The 19,701-nt window shown below is 59.0% G+C and carries 20 protein-coding genes; 6 read left to right on the plus strand and 14 right to left on the minus strand.

The window, feature by feature from the left end; genetic code table 11:
• Positions 1-18 precede the first annotated feature (18 nt).
• Together dapA and smpB are read left to right on the plus strand one after the other, a co-directional pair.
• On the plus strand, positions 19-897 hold the full coding sequence (dapA, locus tag ACXAIC_RS11875) for a 4-hydroxy-tetrahydrodipicolinate synthase (protein ID WP_475178561.1): 879 nt from the start codon (positions 19-21) through the stop codon (positions 895-897).
• Between the two features lie 135 nt (positions 898-1,032).
• Positions 1,033-1,512, plus strand: coding sequence for an SsrA-binding protein SmpB (smpB, locus tag ACXAIC_RS11880; protein ID WP_475178564.1), 480 nt, complete (start codon positions 1,033-1,035; stop codon positions 1,510-1,512).
• Positions 1,513-1,734: 222 nt separating this feature from the next.
• Here smpB and ACXAIC_RS11885 read toward each other — a convergent pair whose 3' ends face one another.
• Entirely contained in the window at positions 1,735-2,193 is a 459-nt protein-coding gene (locus ACXAIC_RS11885) for an acyl-CoA thioesterase (protein WP_475178567.1), read from the minus strand.
• Positions 2,194-2,324: 131 nt separating this feature from the next.
• Positions 2,325-2,732, minus strand: coding sequence for a DUF2000 family protein (locus ACXAIC_RS11890; RefSeq protein ID WP_475178569.1), 408 nt, complete (start codon positions 2,730-2,732; stop codon positions 2,325-2,327).
• Here ACXAIC_RS11890 and ACXAIC_RS11895 point away from each other — a divergent pair.
• On the plus strand, positions 2,731-3,642 hold the full coding sequence (locus tag ACXAIC_RS11895; protein ID WP_475178572.1) for an AraC family transcriptional regulator: 912 nt from the start codon (positions 2,731-2,733) through the stop codon (positions 3,640-3,642). The genes ACXAIC_RS11890 and ACXAIC_RS11895 overlap by 2 nt on opposite strands.
• Positions 3,643-3,728: 86 nt before the next feature.
• Here ACXAIC_RS11895 and parC read toward each other — a convergent pair whose 3' ends face one another.
• Positions 3,729-5,981 carry a DNA topoisomerase IV subunit A gene (parC, locus tag ACXAIC_RS11900; protein WP_475178577.1) on the minus strand — a complete coding sequence of 751 codons (2,253 nt, stop codon included), beginning with the start codon at positions 5,979-5,981 and terminating at the stop codon, positions 3,729-3,731.
• Between the two features lie 229 nt (positions 5,982-6,210).
• Between parC and lepB (ACXAIC_RS11905) the strand changes: the two genes are divergently transcribed.
• The gene (gene lepB / locus ACXAIC_RS11905) at positions 6,211-6,873 is read left to right on the plus strand and encodes a signal peptidase I (RefSeq protein WP_475178579.1); all 663 of its coding nucleotides are present in this window, start codon (positions 6,211-6,213) and stop codon (positions 6,871-6,873) included.
• Positions 6,874-6,917: 44 nt separating this feature from the next.
• Here lepB (ACXAIC_RS11905) and recO read toward each other — a convergent pair whose 3' ends face one another.
• The 9 genes from recO to rpoZ all read right to left on the minus strand — a co-directional run bounded on the left by recO (position 6,918) and on the right by rpoZ (position 15,154).
• On the minus strand, positions 6,918-7,679 hold the full coding sequence (gene recO / locus ACXAIC_RS11910) for a DNA repair protein RecO (protein WP_475178583.1): 762 nt from the start codon (positions 7,677-7,679) through the stop codon (positions 6,918-6,920).
• A 99-nt stretch (positions 7,680-7,778) separates the two neighbouring features.
• Positions 7,779-8,705, minus strand: coding sequence for a GTPase Era (era, locus tag ACXAIC_RS11915; protein WP_475178786.1), 927 nt, complete (start codon positions 8,703-8,705; stop codon positions 7,779-7,781).
• A 91-nt stretch (positions 8,706-8,796) separates the two neighbouring features.
• The gene (rnc, locus tag ACXAIC_RS11920; protein WP_475178585.1) at positions 8,797-9,504 is read right to left on the minus strand and encodes a ribonuclease III; all 708 of its coding nucleotides are present in this window, start codon (positions 9,502-9,504) and stop codon (positions 8,797-8,799) included.
• 112 nt (positions 9,505-9,616) lie between these two features.
• On the minus strand, positions 9,617-10,369 hold the full coding sequence (gene lepB, locus ACXAIC_RS11925; RefSeq protein ID WP_475178590.1) for a signal peptidase I: 753 nt from the start codon (positions 10,367-10,369) through the stop codon (positions 9,617-9,619).
• Between the two features lie 116 nt (positions 10,370-10,485).
• Positions 10,486-10,917 (minus strand): holo-ACP synthase, encoded by a 432-nt coding sequence (gene acpS, locus ACXAIC_RS11930; RefSeq protein ID WP_475178594.1) that lies wholly within the window; start codon positions 10,915-10,917, stop codon positions 10,486-10,488.
• A 62-nt stretch (positions 10,918-10,979) separates the two neighbouring features.
• Complete coding sequence (locus tag ACXAIC_RS11935; protein ID WP_475178598.1) at positions 10,980-11,582, minus strand: DUF2062 domain-containing protein; 603 nt, start codon at positions 11,580-11,582, stop codon at positions 10,980-10,982.
• A 32-nt stretch (positions 11,583-11,614) separates the two neighbouring features.
• A complete protein-coding gene (gene pyrE, locus ACXAIC_RS11940) occupies positions 11,615-12,196 on the minus strand; it encodes an orotate phosphoribosyltransferase (RefSeq protein ID WP_475178602.1) in 582 nt (193 codons plus the stop codon).
• Between the two features lie 147 nt (positions 12,197-12,343).
• Positions 12,344-14,644 (minus strand): RelA/SpoT family protein, encoded by a 2,301-nt coding sequence (locus ACXAIC_RS11945; RefSeq protein ID WP_475178607.1) that lies wholly within the window; start codon positions 14,642-14,644, stop codon positions 12,344-12,346.
• Positions 14,645-14,752: 108 nt separating this feature from the next.
• Positions 14,753-15,154: a DNA-directed RNA polymerase subunit omega gene (rpoZ, locus tag ACXAIC_RS11950; RefSeq protein ID WP_475178610.1), complete on the minus strand. Its 402-nt coding sequence runs from the start codon at positions 15,152-15,154 to the stop codon at positions 14,753-14,755.
• A 388-nt stretch (positions 15,155-15,542) separates the two neighbouring features.
• Here rpoZ and ACXAIC_RS11955 point away from each other — a divergent pair, with 388 nt between their 5' ends.
• Both ACXAIC_RS11955 and ACXAIC_RS11960 read left to right on the plus strand, forming a co-directional pair.
• Positions 15,543-16,136, plus strand: coding sequence for a LabA-like NYN domain-containing protein (locus ACXAIC_RS11955; RefSeq protein ID WP_475178615.1), 594 nt, complete (start codon positions 15,543-15,545; stop codon positions 16,134-16,136).
• Between the two features lie 9 nt (positions 16,137-16,145).
• Complete coding sequence (locus ACXAIC_RS11960) at positions 16,146-16,808, plus strand: uracil-DNA glycosylase (RefSeq protein ID WP_475178619.1); 663 nt, start codon at positions 16,146-16,148, stop codon at positions 16,806-16,808.
• 59 nt (positions 16,809-16,867) lie between these two features.
• On the opposite strand, the gene ACXAIC_RS11965 is transcribed toward ACXAIC_RS11960, so the two are convergent.
• Together ACXAIC_RS11965 and ACXAIC_RS11970 are read right to left on the minus strand one after the other, a co-directional pair.
• On the minus strand, positions 16,868-17,641 hold the full coding sequence (locus ACXAIC_RS11965; protein ID WP_475178624.1) for an arginyltransferase: 774 nt from the start codon (positions 17,639-17,641) through the stop codon (positions 16,868-16,870).
• 52 nt (positions 17,642-17,693) lie between these two features.
• Positions 17,694-19,529, minus strand: a complete 1,836-nt coding sequence (locus ACXAIC_RS11970) for an SLC13 family permease (RefSeq protein WP_475178628.1) — start codon at positions 19,527-19,529, stop codon at positions 17,694-17,696.
• Positions 19,530-19,701 lie beyond the last annotated feature (172 nt).

The following is a 19,701-nucleotide window of genomic DNA, read 5'->3' on the forward strand; positions in this document are numbered from 1 at the left end:
GTCCAAGAGGAAACCGAGATGTTCAAAGGCTCCATTCCAGCGCTGATTACCCCGTTCAAGGACGGAGCGCTTGATGAGAAACGGTTTCAGGAGTTTGTGAACTGGCAGATCGCAGAAGGCTCCATGGGGCTTGTTCCCGTTGGAACCACCGGCGAAAGCCCGACCTTGAGCCATGACGAACACAAGCGGGCGATTGAGCTGTGTGTGGAAGCAACCGCGGGCCGGGTGCCGGTGATTGCCGGTGCCGGGTCCAATAACACAGTGGAAGCCATTGATTTTGCCCAGCATGCGGAAAAGGCGGGCGCGGACGGGCTTCTGGTTGTGACGCCCTACTATAACAAGCCGAACCAGCCGGGTCTGAAGGCCCATTTTAAGGCCATCAATGATGCTGTCGGGCTGCCAATCCTGATTTACAACATTCCGGGCCGGTCAGTGATCGACATGACCCCGGAAACCATGGCCGAGCTTTATGAGACCTGCGGGAACATCAAGGGCGTGAAGGATGCCACCGCTGATCTTGCCAAGGCGAGCCGCCAACGCCATCTGTGCGGTCCGGACTTCATTCAGCTGTCGGGGGAGGATATCTCCGCTTTGGCCTTCAATGCCCATGGTGGCGTCGGCTGCATTTCGGTTACAGCCAATGTGGCGCCGCGCCTGTGTGCGGACTTCCAGGCGGCGACGCTTGAAGGAGATTTCGCAAAGGCGCTCGAGTATCAGGACCGTCTCGCGCCGCTGCACCGGGCACTCTTTCTGGAGCCGAACCCGACCGGAGCGAAATATGCATTGTCGCTTCTCGGCAAGATTGAAGAAGAGCTGAGGTTGCCGCTTGTGCCGGTGTCGGAAGACACCAAACGCGAAATTCGTGAAGCCATGGCCCATGCAGGCTTGATCAACTGAGGTTTGAGCGGGGCGCGTGATATGGAGTCAAACTGGTTTATCTTTTGCGTTGAAGTCCCTGATTTCAAGCGGGAAAAGGTAAATTTAAGAAAACGCGATTTGCTCTCGCTCGGCAAAGCTCTCTGAAGGATAAAAATGGCAGCGAAAAAGGGAGGCGTTCCGGGACGGACGATCATTTCGGACAACCGGAAGGCCCGCTTCAATTTCGAAATCGAGGATACGCTGGAAGCAGGGATCGAGCTGAAGGGCACGGAAGTCAAATCCCTGCGCAACGGCAAGGCGAATATTGCCGAATCCTACGCGGCCGAATATGGCGGCGAGATCTGGATCTACAACGTCTATATTCCCGAGTATCTTCAGGCCAACCGCTTCAACCATGAACCGCGGCGCCCGCGCAAGCTCCTCCTGCATAAGCGGGAGATCGGAAAGCTGGCCGGTGCGGTTCAAAAGGAAGGCAAGACGATTGTCCCGCTCAAGCTCTATTTTAATGAGCAGGGCAGGGCCAAGCTGGAACTGGCTCTGGCACGGGGCAAGAAGCTGCATGACAAGCGCGAAACAGAAAAGAAACGCGATTGGCAGCGGGAAAAAGCCCGCTTGATGAAGAATTTCAGCTGATTTTTGCTGTCTCTGCGGACAGATCGCTGAAACCTGTCCAGTTTTCCACACCGCTTGAGCAAATGCGCGCTCCTGATTCCGGTCATCATGGGGACAGTTTGCGGAAAAGCTGTGGGCAGCTTGTGGAAAAGCCAGCAGTTTACCAGGTCTTTTACGTCGTTTTTCCCGGGGATAGCCTGTGGCATGCCTGTGCAATGGCGGCCAGGGGACGGGCTGGCGCTGTCAATCCGCAAGGCTTGAGAGCGCACACTGCACCCTCTCGCCCATGGGACAGGGGCGCCGGGTCTGCCGGTCCACCAGAACATGAACAAACCGGCCATGGGCAGCCGTGGTTTCAGCCGCTTCTGAAAACAGCCCAACCCGGAAAACAACAGAACTTGTACCGAGTTTTTCGACCTTTAGGCCAGCGGTCACCAGGCCGGGAAAGGTGAGTTCGGCAAAGTAATGGCAGCCGGTTTCGACCACCAGAAAGATCTCGTTTCCCGCCCGCGGATCCAGAAGACCCTGGTCCACATACCAACCATTGACGGCCGTGTCGAAGAAACTCAGATATTGCACATTGTTGACATGGCCGTAGATGTCCACATCCATCCACCGGGTGGGGATCTGTCGAAACGCCTTGAAGTGGGTTCTTGGCAGAGGTGCTGGCCGGGCAGCCTGTGGAGGAGGTGTGGAAGGCATGTGGAAACTCGGTGCGGTATCTTCATGGAACGGCGGTCCGGCAGGCGGGTTTCACCTGCGTCGATACGGAAGAATGCCGTCTGGCGGAAGGGGCGTCGAGAAAAATCATGCGCGTTGGCAACATGTTCGCATCAGGAATGCATGCGTGCGCCCTTGGTGATTTTGTCTGCGATCTTCTTGTCCGTGTGCAGCGCAAGCCCAACCACTTTTGCGTCATCTGGTGTGAATTTGGCAAAGATCTCCCGGTTTGCGTGATCGTGGCCGGTGCGGAACATCTCGTCCAGATAGAGGCTGGTCTGCACCTCGCGCTGGATCGATCTTTGGTGGATCTTTTTCAAAGCCGGAGCATCCGCGCTGAGGACGATGATTGGCTGAACACTCATGGGGTGATAAAGATTTCCGGCTGCATCCCGGTAATTTTCGCCAATAATGCCGGGTTTTGCCGCTGCCACGCCGGTGGCAAGGAAGCCGACCACGTTGAGTTTTTGCCAGGTGGCCAGATCGTCTCGAACCACAACGACAAATTTGGTCTCGAACATGCAGGAGAACTCCATAAAGGGGATTTGTTCAACGGGCGTCCAAAGAAACCTAGTGACAGCAGAGGGGGCGGGTCTTGAACGTTTGTGCAGGCGGGGAGAGGACGCGATTTGGACATCGCCGCCGGAGCAGGGGATCGAACGGATCGAAGCGCGTTTTCACGGCAACGGGTTTGAGCCTCATCGGCATGACACATATGCCATCGGGCTGACACTCGCTGGCGTTCAGTCATTTTCCTATCGCCGGGAAGCATGGGCTTCGTTGCCGGGGCAGATGATTGTGATCCATCCGGACGAGGTGCATGACGGCGGCGCCGGCACTGAACTGGGGCTTCGCTACCGGATGATTTACATCTCACCGGAAAAGATAGCGGAGGCGCTTGACGCGAATGGGATCAAAGGCCTGCCTTTTGTCGCCTCTCCGGTTCTGTCCGATCGGCAGTTTCAGCAGGATGTGAGCGCTGCGCTGAGTGACATCCGTTGCGAGATCGGGGACCTGAAGCGCACGGATCTCGTTGCGGATCTTGCGGCCTGTCTGGCAAAGCATGGCAGCGGCAAAAATCCAGCTCGCTCTGCAGTGCATGAGACCGCCATAAAACGATGTGCGGAGTATTTGCGCGAGACCTGCCACGAGACGGTGAAGGTGGAAGATCTTGCTAAATTGTCTGGTCTCGACCGTTTCAGTTTGTCGCGGCAATTCAAACAGTATTATGGCACCAGTCCGCACCGATTTCTGATCATGCGCAGACTTGAGAACGTCAAGACGCTGCTGAGCGGAGGGGCCTCTCTTGCAGCCAGCGCTCTGGAGTGCGGCTTTGCGGATCAAAGCCATATGAGCCGCCATTTCAAACAGACGTATGGCTTTTCTCCTGGACGCTGGCGGCAGCTCATTGAGTCCACCAGCAGCATTTGAAACAGCTTGCCCGCCTGTCTACGTGTCAGCCGGACAGATCTTGTTGGCCCTTTTGAAGCCTCTGGGCGGGTTGAAAGAGTTGCACCCTACAGCTTTCCTGGGCCGAATTTGTTGGATCGGGGGAACCCGGTGGGCGGCAAGCGCCCGGCCTGGCCCCGGTCCCCGCGCCAGTCGGCCAGCTCCTCAAGCGTACGGGTGAAGCTGCGCCCGGAGCTGTCGGTCCAGGTGAGGCCCGCCTCACTGGAGAAGACCCGCAGATCGGAAATATGGCCGTCCCGGTAGCGCTGCAGGCGCACGCCGCGTCCGCGGCTCATCTGGGCGACCTGAGCAATCGGGAACACCAGCAGCTTTCGGTTTTCACCAATTATCGCAACCTGATCACCGGTGGCGTCAACGCAAAGGGAGGCCACCGCCGGGGCGCTGAGGTTAAGCACCTGCTTGCCCTTGCGGGTATTGGCGATCACATCGTCCTCGCACACAACAAAGCCACGGGCTTCAGAACTAGACAGAAGCAGAGTGCGGCCGGGCTTGTGCACAAAGGCATTGACCACATCCTGGGCCTCGTCCATCTCCACCATCAGCCGGATCGGTTCGCCGTGGCCGCGCCCGCCGGGCAGCCGGTCGGCGCCGAGGGTGAAGAACTTGCCGCCGGTGGAGAAGACAAGGATCTTGTCGGTCGTCTCCGCATGGAAGGACAGTTTCAGCTTGTCCCCCTGCTTGAAGGACAAGCTGGACAGATCGCTCTGATGCCCTTTCAGGGCGCGGATCCAGCCCTTTTCGGAAATGATGACCGTGACCGGTTCTTTCTCGATCATCGCCTGCTGGATATCCACCAGATCGGCTTCCGGTGCCTCGGATTTGTCCGTACGCCGGCGGCCGATCTCCGTTTCCGGGCCATAAACCTTGGCAATCTCGGTGATTTCCTTGGAGATCCGGGTCCATTGACGGGCATCGGACCCGAGCAGCCTGGTCAGCTCGTCCTTCTCAGCGCTCAGCTTGTCATGTTCCTTGCGGATTTCCATTTCCTCAAGTTTGCGCAAGGACCGCAGGCGCATGTTGAGGATGGCTTCCGCCTGAACATCTGTCAGTTCAAAAGTGCGGATCAGTTCGGCCTTGGCATCATCTTCTTCCCGGATGATGCGGATCACCTCATCCAGGTTCAGATAGGCAACCAGATAGCCTTCCAGAACTTCAAGCCGGTGATTGATCTGGCCAAGCCGGTACTCGGAGCGGCGGATCAGAACGTCCTTGCGGTGGTCCAGCCACTCGCGCAGCACCTGTTTCAAACCCATCACCATGGGCACCTTGCCCATGGAAAGCACATTCATGTTCAAGGAGAACCGGTTTTCCAGATCGGTCAGCTTGAAAAGGGATTCCATCAGCAGATTGGCGTCCACATTGCGGGAGCGGGGCACCAGCACAATGCGGATATCTTCAGCCGATTCATCGCGCACATCGTCCAGAAGCGGCAGTTTGCGGGCGGTCAGCAGCTCGGCAATCTTTTCAATCAGGCGCGATTTCTGCACCTGATAGGGAATTTCCGTGACCACGATGGCCCATTGGCCCCGGCCCAGATCCTCAACTGCCCAGCGGGCCCTGACACGGAAACTGCCGCGCCCTGTCGCATAGGCTTCGCGGATGGAGCCCTGATCGGAGACGAGAAGCCCGCCGGTCGGAAAATCCGGGCCCTTGATATGCTCCAGCAGCTCGTCCACCTCGGCCTTGGGGTTCTTGATCAGATGCAGGCTCGCCTGGCAGAGCTCATGGGCGTTGTGCGGCGGGATCGAGGTGGCCATGCCCACCGCAATTCCGGAAGAGCCGTTGCCGAGCAGGTTGGGAAAGCCGCCGGGCAGAACAATCGGTTCCTTGTCCTCCCCGTCATAGGTTTCCCGGAAGTCGACCGCATTCTCGTCAAGACCGTCCAGCAGGCGCTTGGCGGTGTCGGTCATGCGCGCTTCGGTGTAGCGCATGGCCGCCGCATTGTCGCCGTCCACATTGCCGAAATTGCCCTGGCCGTCGATCAGCGGATAGCGCTGCGCGAAGTCCTGGGCAAGGCGCACCAGAGCGTCGTAAACCGCCTGGTCCCCATGGGGGTGGTATTTACCGATGACATCGCCAACCACACGGGCGCATTTCTTGAAGCCTGCCCCGGGGTCCAGCTTCAAAAGTCTCATGGCATAGAGCAGTCGCCGGTGAACGGGTTTCAGCCCGTCCCGCACATCCGGCAAAGCCCGGTGCATGATGGTCGACAGGGCATAGGCCAGATAGCGCTCTTCCAGCGCGTCCTTGAGGTTGATCCCCTCGATGCCGCTTGGCGGTGGTGTCGTCTCTTTTCCCATAAGGTTTCTGCTACCCGGTTCGGCCCGCCTGCGCAATTCGTTCCCTGTATTTCGAAGCCTGAAATGGCCGATTTTCAACGGATTTCAGCATGTTTCCCGGTTCTGTGGGCGGCGGTGCTGCGCCTCCGGCAAGAGGAAGACCGTGCGTTTGCCAAAACAAGTTGTAACCAAAGGAAAAATATTGATAGGTGGTGTCGATCCTAGGCAATTTTGCGGAGCTGTGGGACGGATGTCCAAAAAAGCGGTTTTCTTGACGGTCGCAATCGTGTTGGTCCTGGGGGCGTCCGCCTTTTGGGCTGACCGGCAAGGCTACTATGTCTTGCGTGCCAAGAACTATTCCGTGCCGGCCACCAGCATGTTGCCCACCTTGGAAGTGGGGGACCAGTTTTTTGCCTCGGTTGTCTATCCCGGTTTCGGAGAAACCTACGCCCCGGTCCGGGGGGATATTATTGTTTTCAAATCGAAACGAGGGTTAGACCACGTAAAACGACTGATTGGCCTGCCGGGCGAAACCATTCAGATGCGGGATGGGCAGGTGGTCTTGAACGGGGCCCCGTTGCCAGCTATGCGGACTGCGGATTATGTCATGAAAAGTGACGATGGGACTGAGGAAATCTATGAAAAGGACAGGATCACACTGCCCAACGGCCGGTCGTATGAAGTTCTGAACGTGGCGCCTGACGGTGCACTGGACAATACCCGGGAATATCTGGTGCCCGAAGGCCATTTGTTTGTCCTTGGGGACAATCTGGACCGTTCGCAGGACAGCCGGGTCCTGGGCGCTATCGGGTATATTCCCATCAAGGATGTCACGGGTGTTGCGAGGGATGTTTATTATTCCGGCCCGCAGCGCGAATTCGTCTGGCGTTCGCTTGAGCCGGACATTCCATAGGTTTCCGGCCTCCTCACGCCGGGCGGCATATCCTTGTCGACGCTCTAGTCCGGAAAATTCCAGGGGAAGTCCTGGCGGTAGCGTTTTTCGAGGGCACTCAGGAGGGCGGTTTTGGTCGCGGTGCTGTCCTTGCCGTACTCCTCCAGCTGGATCTGCAAGAAAAACGAAGTTAATTCAAAACCTTGCGCGACATCGCGCCAGGTCAGTTCACTGCCCTGCTGGCGCTGGCCGTCCAGCAGGAAGGAGGGCAGGGGAAGCAGTCGGTCGTGATAGGGAGTGCCCGCCTCCCGGCTGACCGCACGGCCCGATTTCGGTGACACATAGATCAGATCCTCCGTGTGCCCGGTTGCTGCACAGGCGCTGAGATCCAGACCGGATCCGAGGTCCTGAAGCAGTTCCAGCTCAAACCGGATCAGAAGCGCTGCCGCAGCATCCGGTGCTTCCAAATGTTCCAGAACCACCGAAAGCGCCTGAAACAGCCTTGGATAGGGATGGCGTTCGGGCAAGAGCCGCAGCAGAAAGGCAAGATGCTGCAGGCTGGCAAGGCCAAGGGCGCTGGTCATCAGGCCGCCCGCCCTCAGGGTTAGCGGTTCCGGGCGGAAAGACCCCAGATGGTCGGACAGGCGGGCGGACCAGGTCAGGTCCAGTTCGTTGCCGGGCTGCAGAATGGGCCGGTTGCGCCGGGATCGCCCGCCGCGTACAAGCCCCAGGTGCCGGCCATGGTCCAGGGTCAGGGCTTCCAGAATGACATCATTTTCGCCGTGTTTGCGGGTGGACAGTACCACGCCGCGGCTGCTCCATTCCAAAGGCTGCGTCCTGTGTTCGAGCCGTTCCGTGTCTTTACGGTCAAGGGGTCTGCTCCCGCGCCAGATCGTTGATCTGCCACAGGACAGTTGTGGGGCCGGTTACTTGGGAAATTCAAGCCCCATCTCCCGGTAGCGCTCCGGATCATCGGCCCAGTTCTCGCGCACTTTCACAAACAGGAACAGATGCACGGGGGCTTCGATGATCTCCGAGAGTTCCTCCCGGGCCGCTTTCGAAATCGCCTTGATCGTCTGGCCGCCTTTTCCCAGAACGATGCTTTTCTGGCTGTCCCGCTCCACATAGATGGTCTGTTCGATGCGTGCAGAGCCGTCCTTGCGGCTTTGCCACTGTTCGGTCTCCACCGTCGAAATATAAGGCAGTTCCTGATGCAGCCGCTCAAACAGCTTCTCGCGGGTGATTTCTGCCGCCAGAATGCGCAAGGGCAGGTCCGAAGGCTGATCGTCCGGATAGAGCCAGGGACCGTCCGGCACCTTGGCGGCAAAATGGTCCAGAATTGCCTGGGTGCCATCGCCGGTCAGGGCGGAGATCATGAAGGTCTCTTCAAACTCAAGAAACTCATTGGCCCTTTGCGCCAGTTGCAACAGTTTTTCCCGCTTGGCGACATCGGTCTTGTTGAGGATCAGAACCTTGGGGGCGGACTGGCCTTTCAGGCGCTTTAAAATGGATTCGACTTCGTCGTCGATCCCCTTGCGGGCATCGATCAGGAGGGCAATCAGGTCCGCGTCCCGGGCACCGCCCCAGGCGGTGTCCACCATGGCCCGGTCGAGCCGCCGCTTCGGTTTGAATATGCCGGGCGTGTCGACAAAGACGAGTTGGGCCGCGTCATGCATGGCAACCCCGCGAATAATCGAGCGGGTGGTCTGAACCTTATGGGTGACGATGGAGACCTTGGTGCCGACCAGTTGGTTGATCAAGGTCGACTTGCCTGCGTTGGGTGCACCAATCAGGGCAATAAACCCGGCTTTCGTATCTGCGGGCATGACAGGCAGCGGCTCGGGCAACGGCATGTCGAACCGTGGGGCAGGGGCAATGAAGCCGGTGTCTTCGTCTTCCGGCTGCATGTCGTCGCCGGTCTGATGGTCGTCGCTCAAAGTCGTGTCATTCCTTCCAAACGCCTTCTCGGCGCAAAACAGCCTCGGCTGCATTCTGTTCAGCAATCCGTTTGGAGCCGCCTATGCCTTCACCCGGCTCCAGCCCTTTCACGATAACGGCCACGGTAAAGCTGGGGGCATGGTCCGGTCCATCCCGTCCGGTCACTTCATAGCGCGGCGTTGGCAGGCTCTTGGACTGGGCCCATTCCTGCAATGTTGTCTTGGCGTCCCGCAAGGGGCCGGTCCAGGATAACATGCGCGGCTCCCAAAGGCGCCTGACAAAACGCTCCGCTGCGTCAAAGCCGCCATCAAGATAGATCGCGGCAATCAGCGCTTCGCAAATATCGGCCAGAAGGGCGGTCTTTTTCCGCCCGCCGGTCTGGGCCTCGGCAAGGCCGATCCGCATGGCATCACCGACGCCAAGCTCCTGGGCGATGTCCGCGCAGGTCTCGCGTTTGACCATATGGTTGAACCGCCGGGCCAGTTCTCCTTCATCGGCCTTTGGAAAATGCTGGTGCAGCATGGAGGCCACCGCCAGCCCGAGCACCCGGTCTCCCAGAAATTCGAGCCGCTGATAGCTGCCCGAAACCGTTTCTGACGGCGCAAGCGCACTGGCATGGGTGAGGGCGACCCGGAGCAGCTCCAGATCCTTGAAATCGTGGTCAAGCGCCGCCTTGAGGCGCGAAATCGCATTTTGCGTCTGCTTTTGTGTCATGCGGCCTGCTTATACCAGAGAGTGCACAAGGCAAAAGCCCGGAACAGGAACAAAGTTCCGTATCCGGGCCTGATAAAATTTCAGAAAGGAAACGCGGTTTGCCGGCTGGGACCTAAAGGAGTGTACCAATCCGGCTCCAGCGCACGGACCACGGCCAGTACCAGAACTGCCAGCCCGCCTTTCCGTCCTCAACGGAGAAGAACAGGACCTCTGCCCGCCCGATGAAATTTTCCAGCGGAACATAACCTACATGGGACAGGACCCGGCTGTCCTGGGAATTGTCCCTGTTGTCGCCCATCATGAAATAGTGGCCGGGCGGCACCTTGAATTCCCGGGTGTTGTCAAGCGCACCACGCGGCGTGATATCGAGCGTATCGTAAGACACCCCGTTGGGCAGGGTCTCGCGGTAGCGCGGCACCCGCCGGACAAGGCCGGATTCCGACGTTTCGATATAGTCATCGATCCGTTCTCTCTTCACCGGTTCGCCATTGATGTAAAGAACGCTCTGGCGCACCTGAACCGTGTCGCCGGGCAGGCCGATCACCCGCTTGATATAGTCGATTTTGGTATCGGTTGGCAGCTTGAACACGGCCACATCCCCGCGCTTGGGATCCGTTTCCCAGATCCGGCCGGAAAAGGGAATGAAGCCAAAGGGAAAGGAGTAGCGCGAATAGCCGTAGCTGAACTTGGAGACGAACAGATAGTCGCCAACCAGCAGCGTGTCCTTCATGGACCCTGACGGAATGTTGAACGGCTGAAACAGGAAGGTGCGCACAAGGAGGGCAAGCAGCAGTGCCTGAACAACAACCTTCACGAGTTCATAAAGACCGCCATCCTTGCTCTTTTTGTTTTCCGACACGCTCATAACAATCCTTGAAATATTTTGACTGTGGCTCGGGACGACAGGGTCGCTGCCACGCGCAACTCTTAAAGGGTAACCCAATTGGACGCAATGCGGTGTGCACTGTGCCCGCGAACAGTTTAGTCCGGGCGGGAAGCGGGGGGATCAGGCCAGGTCTCCGGCCAGGCGGAAATCACGACAAAGGCCTGGGCGAGGGGGAAATCGTCCGTGATGGTCAGGTCGATGGCGGGTTTGAACCCGTCTGGCACCATCGTGGCCAGGCGTTCGGCCGCGCCGCCGGTCAGGGCCATGGTCGGTTTGCCCGAAGACAGATTGACAACGCCCATCTCTCGCCAGGCCACGCCCATCCGTATTCCGCTGCCCAGGGCCTTGGAACAGGCTTCCTTGGCCGCGAACCGTTTTGCATAGGAGGCTGCGCGCTGCGCGCGCCGATCCGACTTGGCCTGCTCGATCTCCGTGAATACCCGGTTGGTGAAGCGCGCGCCGAAACGCTCAAGCGTCTTTTCGATGCGCCTTATGTCGATCAGGTCGCTGCCAATGCCAAGGATCATACTGTCAGAAATCCGGTTTCACAAATGGGCCGTCCCCATAGGTGGGGACTTGGCCTGGAAACTCAAGCACCGCCATCGCCCTCAAGAGGCGGGCCCGGAGGGGGAAAGGCGCGTTTGCCCCGTTCGGCCAGGGTCTGCTTGCGCCGGCGCTGGTAAACTTCCACGCTTTTATAGACGATGAAATAAGAGACGGTGCCGACCACCAGCCCGATGGGTACGGAGCCCACAAACATGGGCTTGAGCATGGGCCAGAGCGCATCAAAAGAGCGTTCGAACAGGCCCTCCTGAAAGCGCTGATGCACCTGGTGCGGGTCGGCTTCCGGGGCACGGCCGTACAAAATCCACTGTCCCAGCTTGAAGGTCGAGGCCCAGATGAAGGGAAAGGTCAGTGGATTTCCGATCGAGGTTCCAAGCGCGGAGGCGATCAGATTGCCGCGCACGATATAGGCGCAGGCGAAGGCCGTGAGGAAGTGAAATCCGACCAGAGGGGTACAGGAGGCAAAGGCCCCGGCGGCAAAGCCAATGGCGATGGCATGGGGCGTTGCGGTCAGGCGCAGCACCCTTTTGCCGAAATAGCGGGTCGAGCGGGACCAGCTGTTCCGGGGCCAGACGGCAACGCGCAGGCGTTCGATACGCGAGGGTCTATGTCGGCGTTGGAACAGCATTTAGATCAGTCTCTCCCTCGGGGCATCTCAGATCAGGTCAAGCCACGGCTTCCCGGTTTCACCGCAGGCAGGGCGGCCAGTTCCGGGGGCAGATTGTCCGGCTCATAGGCCGGCACCTTGTATTCCGCCAGCGCGATCACCGGAACGGAGGCATCTGCTTCTCCACCGGACCGGTCAATCAGACAGGCCACTGCCAGAACTTCAGCACCAAGAGCTTTCAACGAGGTTACCGTTTCGCGGCTCGACAGCCCCGTGGTTACGATATCCTCAACAACAATGACCCGGGCGCCTTGCGGCAGGTCGAAACGGCGCAGGCGGAACTCCCCGTCCTCGCGCTCCACCCACATGGCCGGAACCTTCAGGTGCCGGGCGGTTTCATAGCCCGGGATCAGCCCGCCCAGGGCCGGGGAAACGATATAGTCGATCGGACCGAGGCCGACGGCTTCAATTTTTTCAGCCAGTGCCTTGCACAGTTTTTCAGTCTTGTCCGGATACATGAACACACGGGCTTTCTGAAGGAATACAGGACTGCGCAGCCCGGAGGTCAGAATAAAATGGCCTTCCAGAATCGCCCCGGCTTCGCGGAACAGAGACAACACTTCATCGCGTGTCATGAAACAGGTTTCCTCTCAGTCTTCATTCTTTCGCCTGATCTGCTCTGGCACAGCACATTGAAGACTGGCTGAGCACATAAAAGGCTTTAAACCATTGAGCGCATTCCAAGTCCGGATCTCCAGCCAGTGCGGCCGGACGGTCCTGACCTAGCCATTGACCCGGCTGACGCTTGAGACGTTCGGCTTGGACCGCAGCTGATTGATGATCCGGTTCAAGTGTTTGAGATCCCAGACTTCCAGATCGATGATCATCTGGTGGAAATCCGGGGCCCGCTGGACCATCTTCACGTTGTCGATATTCCCGCTGTTTTCGCCGATGACCTGGGCGATGGTGGCCAGGGATCCGGGCTCGTTCGCGGCCGAAATGTCAAGTCGGGCCGGGAACCGCTCGGGGTTGTTCACGTCAATGTCCCAGCGCACGTCGACCCAGCGCTCCGCATGGTCGTCATAGGCCTTGAGCGACGGTGACTGTATCGGATAGATGGTCAGTCCTTCCGACGGGGTCAAGATGCCGACAATCCGGTCGCCGGGCACAGCGCCGCCATCGGGGGCGAAACTGACTGGAATGTCCCCTGAAAGGCCCCGGATGGCCAGTGCAGGGGCTTGTTCAGAGCCGCCGTCCCCCTCCGGACCACCGGTCTGTGTTCCCGTTGGAGCCTCCATTTGCGCGCCCGTCTGCAACTGTGTCTCCGTCTCCGCCCCCAGCTCACCGGGCGGGATCCGGAATTTAAGCCCGTGCCCCTGTTTCAGGCCGAACCAGCCTTCTTCCAGCGGCGGGCCGGTCATGGCGACCCGTTCGTCCTGATAGTCGGGATGGGCGGATTTTAAGACCGACTGGGCGCTGAGATCGCCCCGGCCTACAGCAGCCAGAAGATCGGCGACGGTGGACTGGTGGTGCTCGCCCAGAACCGCCTCCAGAAGATCTTCCGAATAGACCTTGTCGGCCCGGGCAAAGGCCCGTTTTAGAATATGTTCACCGAGCGCGCCATACTGCTTGCGCACCGATTCCCGGGTGGCCCGGCGGATCGCGGCCCGGGCCTTTCCGGTGACTGCAATCGTTTCCCAGGCCGGGGGCGGGGTCTGGGCCGGAGAGCGGATGATCTCCACCTCGTCCCCGTTATGCAGCTCGGTCACAAGCGGCATGATCTTGCCGTTGATCTTGCAGCCCACACAGGTGTTGCCGATGCCGGTGTGAACTGCATAGGCAAAGTCGATGGGGGTCGCCCCGCGGGGCAGAGCGATCAGCCGGCCCTTGGGTGAGAAACAGAACACCTGATCGTGGAAAAGCTCCAGCTTGGTGTTCTCCATGAATTCTTCCGGCGTGTCGCCCTGGGCCAGCAGCTCGGTGGTGCGGCGCAGCCATTCAAACGCCCGGCAGTCTTCTGTGTGGCGCGCAATGTTGCGCCCGCCCAGTTCCCCGTCCTTGTAAAGCGCATGGGCGGCAATGCCGTATTCGGCAACCCGGTCCATCGCGATGGTGCGGATCTGCAATTCAACCCGCTGGCGCGAGGGGCCGACAATGGTCGTGTGGATCGACTTGTAATCGTTCTGCTTCGGGGTGGAAATATAGTCCTTGAACCGGCCCGGAACGGTGGGCCAGGTCGTATGGATGACCCCCAGAACCCGGTAGCAGGCTTCTTCCGTGCCGACCGTGACCCGGAAGCCGTAAAGATCGGACAGTTGCTCAAAGCCGATGGCCTTGCGCTGCATCTTGCGGAAGATCGAATAGGGGCGCTTTTCCCGGCCCTTGACCTCGGCTGCCATGCCGCGCTCGCTCAGGCGCTCGCTCAAGGTGGTCTCGATATCGGCAATCAGATCCCGGTTTTTTTCCCGCAAATCCGCCAGCCGGTCCGTGATGGTCTCATAAGCTTCCGGATTGAGGGTGCGGAAGGAAATATCCTCCAGCTCCTCGCGCATGTCATGCATCCCCATGCGCCCGGCCAGCGGCGCATAGATTTCCATCGTTTCTTCGGCGATCCGTCCGCGTTTGTGCTCCGGCATATGGTGCAGCGTGCGCATGTTGTGCAGCCGGTCGGCCAGCTTGACCAGAAGCACGCGCACATCATCTGCAATGGCAAGCAGAAGCTTGCGGAAATTTTCTGCCTGCTTGGCTTTGCGGGATACAAGATCGAGCCGCTTGATCTTGGTCAGTCCCTCGACCAGCTTTCCGATTTCCTCACCGAACATGTCGTCGATTTCGGCCCGGGTGGCGTCCGTGTCCTCAATCGTGTCATGGAGAAGGGCGACGGCAATGGTCGCATCGTCCAGACGCAGGTCGGTCAGGATCGCGGCAACTTCAAGCGGATGGGAAAAATAGGGATCGCCGGAGGCGCGCATCTGCGAGCCATGCTTTTGCATGGCATAGACATAAGCCTTGTTGAGCAAGGCCTCATCTGCTTCCGGATTGTAACGCGTAACCCGTTCAACGAGTTCGTATTGACGCATCATGGCCGCAACCGACCCAGGCAACCGGCTGAGACTTCAGCAGGGAAAGGAAAGACCGCCTGAAACGCGTTACCGGATTGGCTGCATTTCAGGCGGCTCTTGAACGATGGATCAGACGTCGTCAGTCCGCTCCGGCGGCACAAGCCCTTCCAGGCCGCGCAGCAGGTCTTCTTCCGACATGCGGTCAAATTCCACCGCGCTGTCATCGACGGCATTGACCTGGGTGACCTGATGCTGATTGGCAGACGGCACCACAGGCACGGCTTCGGCCTCGGGCTCGTCCACTTCCACAAATTTCTGCAGAGAGTGGATCAGGTCTTCTTTCATATCTTCCGGGCTGACGGTCTGCTCGGCGATCTCGCGCAGGGCAACGACCGGATTCTTGTCATTGTCACGGTCGATGGTCAGCGGCGAACCGCTCGAGATCATGCGAGCGCGATGCGCAGCAAGCAGCACCAGCTCAAACCGGTTTTCGACCTTGTCGATGCAGTCCTCGACGGTCACGCGCGCCATTCGACGTCTCCATAGGTTAAATGAACTTGAAAAACCAGCGTATAGTGGCCACACTTGGAAAATGCAAGCCCCAGTCAACTTTGGCAGGTGAGGGGCTTCGGGAGGCCCATCCGGTTTTGTTTGAATTTTATCGATTTTTTTATGAACCCTGCTCGCTTTTGCGTTGCAGCGCTCCAATAATATAGTGTAGGGCAATATTTGGGGCCTATAAGAATCAACAGGTCGGTGGGAAAAAGAAAACAATAAGCTGAGAGTAGCGGCTGCGTTGCTGGTCCCCTCAGTAAAATGTGTTGTTTGAACGGTGGAGAAAACCGGTTTGGCTGCGGGATCCAGCCACTCCGTTGCTTTTCATGAACAACGCATTTAACTCGGAAAGGTTTCACATCATATGTTTGACGCTCGAGAAAAAGTTGCTTTGTTTATTGACGGAGCCAACTTGTATTCGACAGCTAAGGCAATTGGATTCGACATCGACTACAAGCGGTTGCTGAAAGAATTCCAAGGGCAAGCATATCTGCTTCGCGCGTATTACTATACTGCGTTGATCGAAGATCAGGAATATTCGTCCATCCGCCCGCTCATCGATTGGTTGGACTATAACGGTTACAAGGTGATCACCAAGCCGGTCAAAGAATTTGTGGACAGTGCAGGGCGGCGGAAAGTCAAGGGCAACATGGATATCGAACTTGCTGTCGATGCCATGGAGCTTGTGGAATCTGTCGATCATATCGTTCTGTTTTCCGGCGACGGCGATTTCAGGTCTCTGGTTGAGGCTCTGCAGCGCAAGGGGCGCAAGGTCAGTGTTGTGTCGACACTAAAAACCCAGCCGCCGATGATTGCCGACGATCTACGCCGCCAGGCCGACCACTTCATCGATCTGGCCAGCCTGGCCAACAAGATCGGCCGCGATCCGTCCGAGCGCCCTGTGCGCCCGCAATTGTCGTCCCATGATGATGAGGACGATGAGGATGACGATTACTAAGACAGGGTGATGCCGGTTTTTGACGCACATGACGTACCGGTCGATCCGCCTCTGGATTGCCCGGAATGCCCCCGGCTCGTCGCATTCCGCGAAGAGCTGAAGCTTGCCCATCCAGACTGGCACAACGCCCCGGTTGCCTCCTTTACGTCCATCAAGCCGCAGCTGCTCGTGATCGGGCTGGCCCCGGGCATGAAGGGGGCCAATTGCACCGGCCGTCCGTTCACGGGCGACTATGCAGGCGACCTTCTTTACAAGACGCTCCTGGATTACGGCTTTGCCGAAGGGGTTTATCTGGCCCGGCCAGATGACGGCCTCAAGCTGCGCAACGCCATGATCACCAATGCGGTGCGCTGCCTGCCGCCGCAGAACAAGCCGACGGGCCCTGAAATCAAGACCTGCCGGCCCTATCTTCTGTCCACGCTCGCCGCCAATCCTTCCATTCGGGCCGTTCTGGCGCTGGGGCGGATTGCCCATGAGACGTTCTTGTCGGCATTGGAGCTGCGCCGTGCACAGTTTCCCTTCGCCCATGGAGCCCATCATCCCTTGCCGGGATATGAGCTGGCCCTTTTCGACAGCTATCACTGCTCCCGCTACAACACCAATACGGGCCGCCTGACGGAAGAGATGTTCCGCTCGGTCTTTGACAAGATCAGCGCTTATCTACCGGAATAGAGGGACGCAAGGAAGGGTTTGACTGGACCTGCGCAGAGGTGTGCCGGGTCCGGCTGCCGTCAGCCTGGCTCCGCCGCGGAGCTGTCCGCTTCCACCACCGTCCAGCCATTCGGTCCCAGATGTTCCTGGGGTTTGAAGCGGGCCTTGTAGGCCATTTTGGCCGACCCCTCGACCCAATAGCCGAGATAGACGTAAGGAAGGCGCATTTTGCGGGCACGCTCAATGTGATCCAGGATCATGTAGGTGCCGAGCGCGGTGTCTGAAAAGCCGGGATCGTAGAAGGAATAGACCATGGAAAGGCCGTCGCTGAGCTGATCGCTCAAGGCAACACCCAGCAGCGGGCCGTGCCCGGCTCCGGTCACGAAACTGTCCGGCCCCCGGCGGCGGTATTCGATCACCAGAGTCTCCACATGGGTGTCCTCGACCATCATGGCATAGTCAAGAACGCTCATTTCCGTCATGCCGCCATCTTCGTGGCGGGCCTGAAGATAGTCCCGGAAAAGATCATATTGCTCAGCGGAGGGGCTTGCCGGAAGGCGGGCCCCAACCAGATCCGCCCCGGCTTTCCAGACCCGCTTGAAGGATTTGCTCCATTTGAAATCATTCACACGCACCCTTACGGAGATGCAGGCCTGACAGTTTTCGCAGGCCGGGCGGTAGGCAATGTTCTGGCTGCGGCGGAACCCGCCCTGGGTCAGAACCTCATTCAGCGCCAGAGCGCCATGGCCGACCAGATGCGTGAACACCTTGCGCTCGTGCTTGCCCTCCAGATAAGGGCAGGGCGCAGGGGCCGTCAGATAGAATTGCGGATGATCTGTGGGGTGCCGTGTCACCTTTTTGTCCCGCGAAACCTCAAGCGTCTGGAGGTGTGAAGTCTGGTTCAGTCTACATCCCATAATACCATGGCGCGACCAAAGAGAAGGTCAACCACAAAATAAGGGCCAGGGGAGCGCCTGCCTGCAGGAAGTCGACAAACCGGTAATGGCCGGGGCCCATAACAATCAGGTTGGTCTGATAGCCGACCGGGGTTGCAAAGGATGTGTTGGCGGCAATGATCAGGCAGACCACAAAGGCCTCTGGAGGCTGGCCGATCTGATCCGCCAGCTTCAGCGCTATCGGCGTGAAGAGAACGGCGGCCGCGTTGTTGGAAAGGAAGTTGGTCAGCACCATGACAATGAAGAAAAGGGCGGACAAGACCATGGCAGGAGAGGCCCCTTGCAGCAGCTCGACCAGGCCTCCGGCAATGGCCGTGGCGCCTCCGGTGGATTCCAGCGCGACGGCCCCGGCGAGCGAGGCGCCAACCAGCATGAAGATGCGGCTGTCGATGGCACGCATGGCCTGGCGGATGTTGAGGCAGCCCGACGCAATCATCGCAAAGGTACCGGCGATGGCGGTTGAGACAATCGGAACAAGGCCAGAGGCCGCCAGTACCACGACACAGGTAAAAATCACCAGCGCCCGCGGCGCATAGCGGCGCCGGGGCACCTCGGCCGTTGACCAGTCCAGCAGAAGAACATCCCGGTTGCCGCGCAGGCGGGCGATCTCGTCTTCATTGCCGGCCACAAGAAGCACATCGCCCGCTTCCAGGCGGATATCGTTCATGGCCATGCGCGGCATGCGGCTGCGTCTTTGGATCCCCATGACCAGACAGCCCGTTTCGGCATAAAAGCCTGATTGTGGCAAGGTGCGGCCCATGAGCCGGGACGCCGGGGCCACGACCACTTCCGCCAGGCTGATCGAGCCGGGTTGGGGCGCCGCCTGATCCCGGCCGGAGCCGTTTGAGTCCGTCTCTGCTTCCATCAGGGGCTGGCGGAGGGCAAGCGCATTGGCAAGGGCCGCGCGGGTGGCCGCAACAATCACAGTGTCGCCGGGGGACAGGACCACATTTTCAAAGGGTGGCAGGATCGGCTTCTGGCCGCGCTGCACCAGCCGGACGGTCATATCCTTAAGCTGGGGGAACATGCCGGAAACCGATTCCACCCCGACAAGTGGGTGGCCATAGGTGATCTCGATCTGGGCGATAAACTGCTTGCCGGAGATCGCCTGAAACTCTTCAGCCATGGTCTGGCGGGTTTTCATCAGCCGGGGCATCAAGAACAGCACATAGACGGCCCCGGTTCCGGCCACGATCAGGCCAATCGGGGTGAAGCTGAAGAAGGACAGTTTCACACCGGAATTCTGGGTAGCGTAATTGGCAACCAGCAGGTTGGTCGACGAGCCGATCAACGTGGTCATGCCGCCCAGGATCGCGATGAAGGAGAGGGGCATCAGGACCCGGGCCGGGGATTGGCCACCGGTTGCCGCAACAGCGGTCAGGATCGGCAGAAACATGACCACAACCGGCGTGTTGTTCAAAAAGGCGCTTAGAACGGCGACGGCCGCCAGAATCGGAATGGCGGCGTAATGCGAGCGCCCCCGTGTCATGCGGACGATGGTTTTGGCAGGGCCTTCCAGGGCATCGGTCTGAAACAGACCCTGGCCGATGATGAGCAGACAGATCACGGTCACCAGCGCCGGATTGGCAAATCCCATCAGGAAGTCAGCCGTCGTGACCGCCTTGCCTGTGGCAGTTTCGACCGGAAAGACTGAAAAGATCAGGATGAACGCTGTCACGGACCCAAGAGCGACTGTTTCGATCGGGTAGCGCTCCAGAGCGTAGAGGATGACGGTGGACGCAAGCACCAGAAAGGTTAGCGCCATCGCAATATCAACGGAATGCATTCACCTGCCCAAAACCTCATGTGGCGATTTGCCGGACGGGCACTTTAGATCAGGCGGACAGTGCATTGAAAGAGCTAATGCTAACCTGTGGACTCTGGAAAGGGGCAGATCACAGTTGAAAGACGGCCAGGGCACATGCCCACACGGCCGCCGGACGTCTGACAGCCCGGCC

Source organism: Roseibium sp. AWQ4_254, assembly GCF_056161025.1.

Excerpts from the sequence above, each read along its gene's own strand:
- dapA (WP_475178561.1), top strand. The coding sequence starts at position 19 with ATGTTCAAAGGCTCCATTCCAGCGCTGATTACCCCGTTCAAGGACGGA.
- smpB (WP_475178564.1), top strand. The coding sequence starts at position 1,033 with ATGGCAGCGAAAAAGGGAGGCGTTCCGGGACGGACGATCATTTCGGAC.
- ACXAIC_RS11885 (WP_475178567.1), bottom strand. The coding sequence starts at position 2,193 with ATGCCTTCCACACCTCCTCCACAGGCTGCCCGGCCAGCACCTCTGCCA.
- ACXAIC_RS11895 (WP_475178572.1), top strand. The coding sequence starts at position 2,731 with ATGCAGGAGAACTCCATAAAGGGGATTTGTTCAACGGGCGTCCAAAGA.
- ACXAIC_RS11890 (WP_475178569.1), bottom strand. The coding sequence starts at position 2,732 with ATGTTCGAGACCAAATTTGTCGTTGTGGTTCGAGACGATCTGGCCACC.
- parC (WP_475178577.1), bottom strand. The coding sequence starts at position 5,981 with ATGGGAAAAGAGACGACACCACCGCCAAGCGGCATCGAGGGGATCAAC.
- lepB (WP_475178579.1), top strand. The coding sequence starts at position 6,211 with ATGTCCAAAAAAGCGGTTTTCTTGACGGTCGCAATCGTGTTGGTCCTG.
- era (WP_475178786.1), bottom strand. The coding sequence starts at position 8,705 with ATGCCGTTGCCCGAGCCGCTGCCTGTCATGCCCGCAGATACGAAAGCC.
- rnc (WP_475178585.1), bottom strand. The coding sequence starts at position 9,504 with ATGACACAAAAGCAGACGCAAAATGCGATTTCGCGCCTCAAGGCGGCG.
- lepB (WP_475178590.1), bottom strand. The coding sequence starts at position 10,369 with ATGAGCGTGTCGGAAAACAAAAAGAGCAAGGATGGCGGTCTTTATGAA.
- acpS (WP_475178594.1), bottom strand. The coding sequence starts at position 10,917 with ATGATCCTTGGCATTGGCAGCGACCTGATCGACATAAGGCGCATCGAA.
- ACXAIC_RS11935 (WP_475178598.1), bottom strand. The coding sequence starts at position 11,582 with ATGCTGTTCCAACGCCGACATAGACCCTCGCGTATCGAACGCCTGCGC.
- pyrE (WP_475178602.1), bottom strand. The coding sequence starts at position 12,196 with ATGACACGCGATGAAGTGTTGTCTCTGTTCCGCGAAGCCGGGGCGATT.
- ACXAIC_RS11945 (WP_475178607.1), bottom strand. The coding sequence starts at position 14,644 with ATGATGCGTCAATACGAACTCGTTGAACGGGTTACGCGTTACAATCCG.
- rpoZ (WP_475178610.1), bottom strand. The coding sequence starts at position 15,154 with ATGGCGCGCGTGACCGTCGAGGACTGCATCGACAAGGTCGAAAACCGG.
- ACXAIC_RS11955 (WP_475178615.1), top strand. The coding sequence starts at position 15,543 with ATGTTTGACGCTCGAGAAAAAGTTGCTTTGTTTATTGACGGAGCCAAC.
- ACXAIC_RS11960 (WP_475178619.1), top strand. The coding sequence starts at position 16,146 with ATGCCGGTTTTTGACGCACATGACGTACCGGTCGATCCGCCTCTGGAT.
- ACXAIC_RS11970 (WP_475178628.1), bottom strand. The coding sequence starts at position 19,529 with ATGCATTCCGTTGATATTGCGATGGCGCTAACCTTTCTGGTGCTTGCG.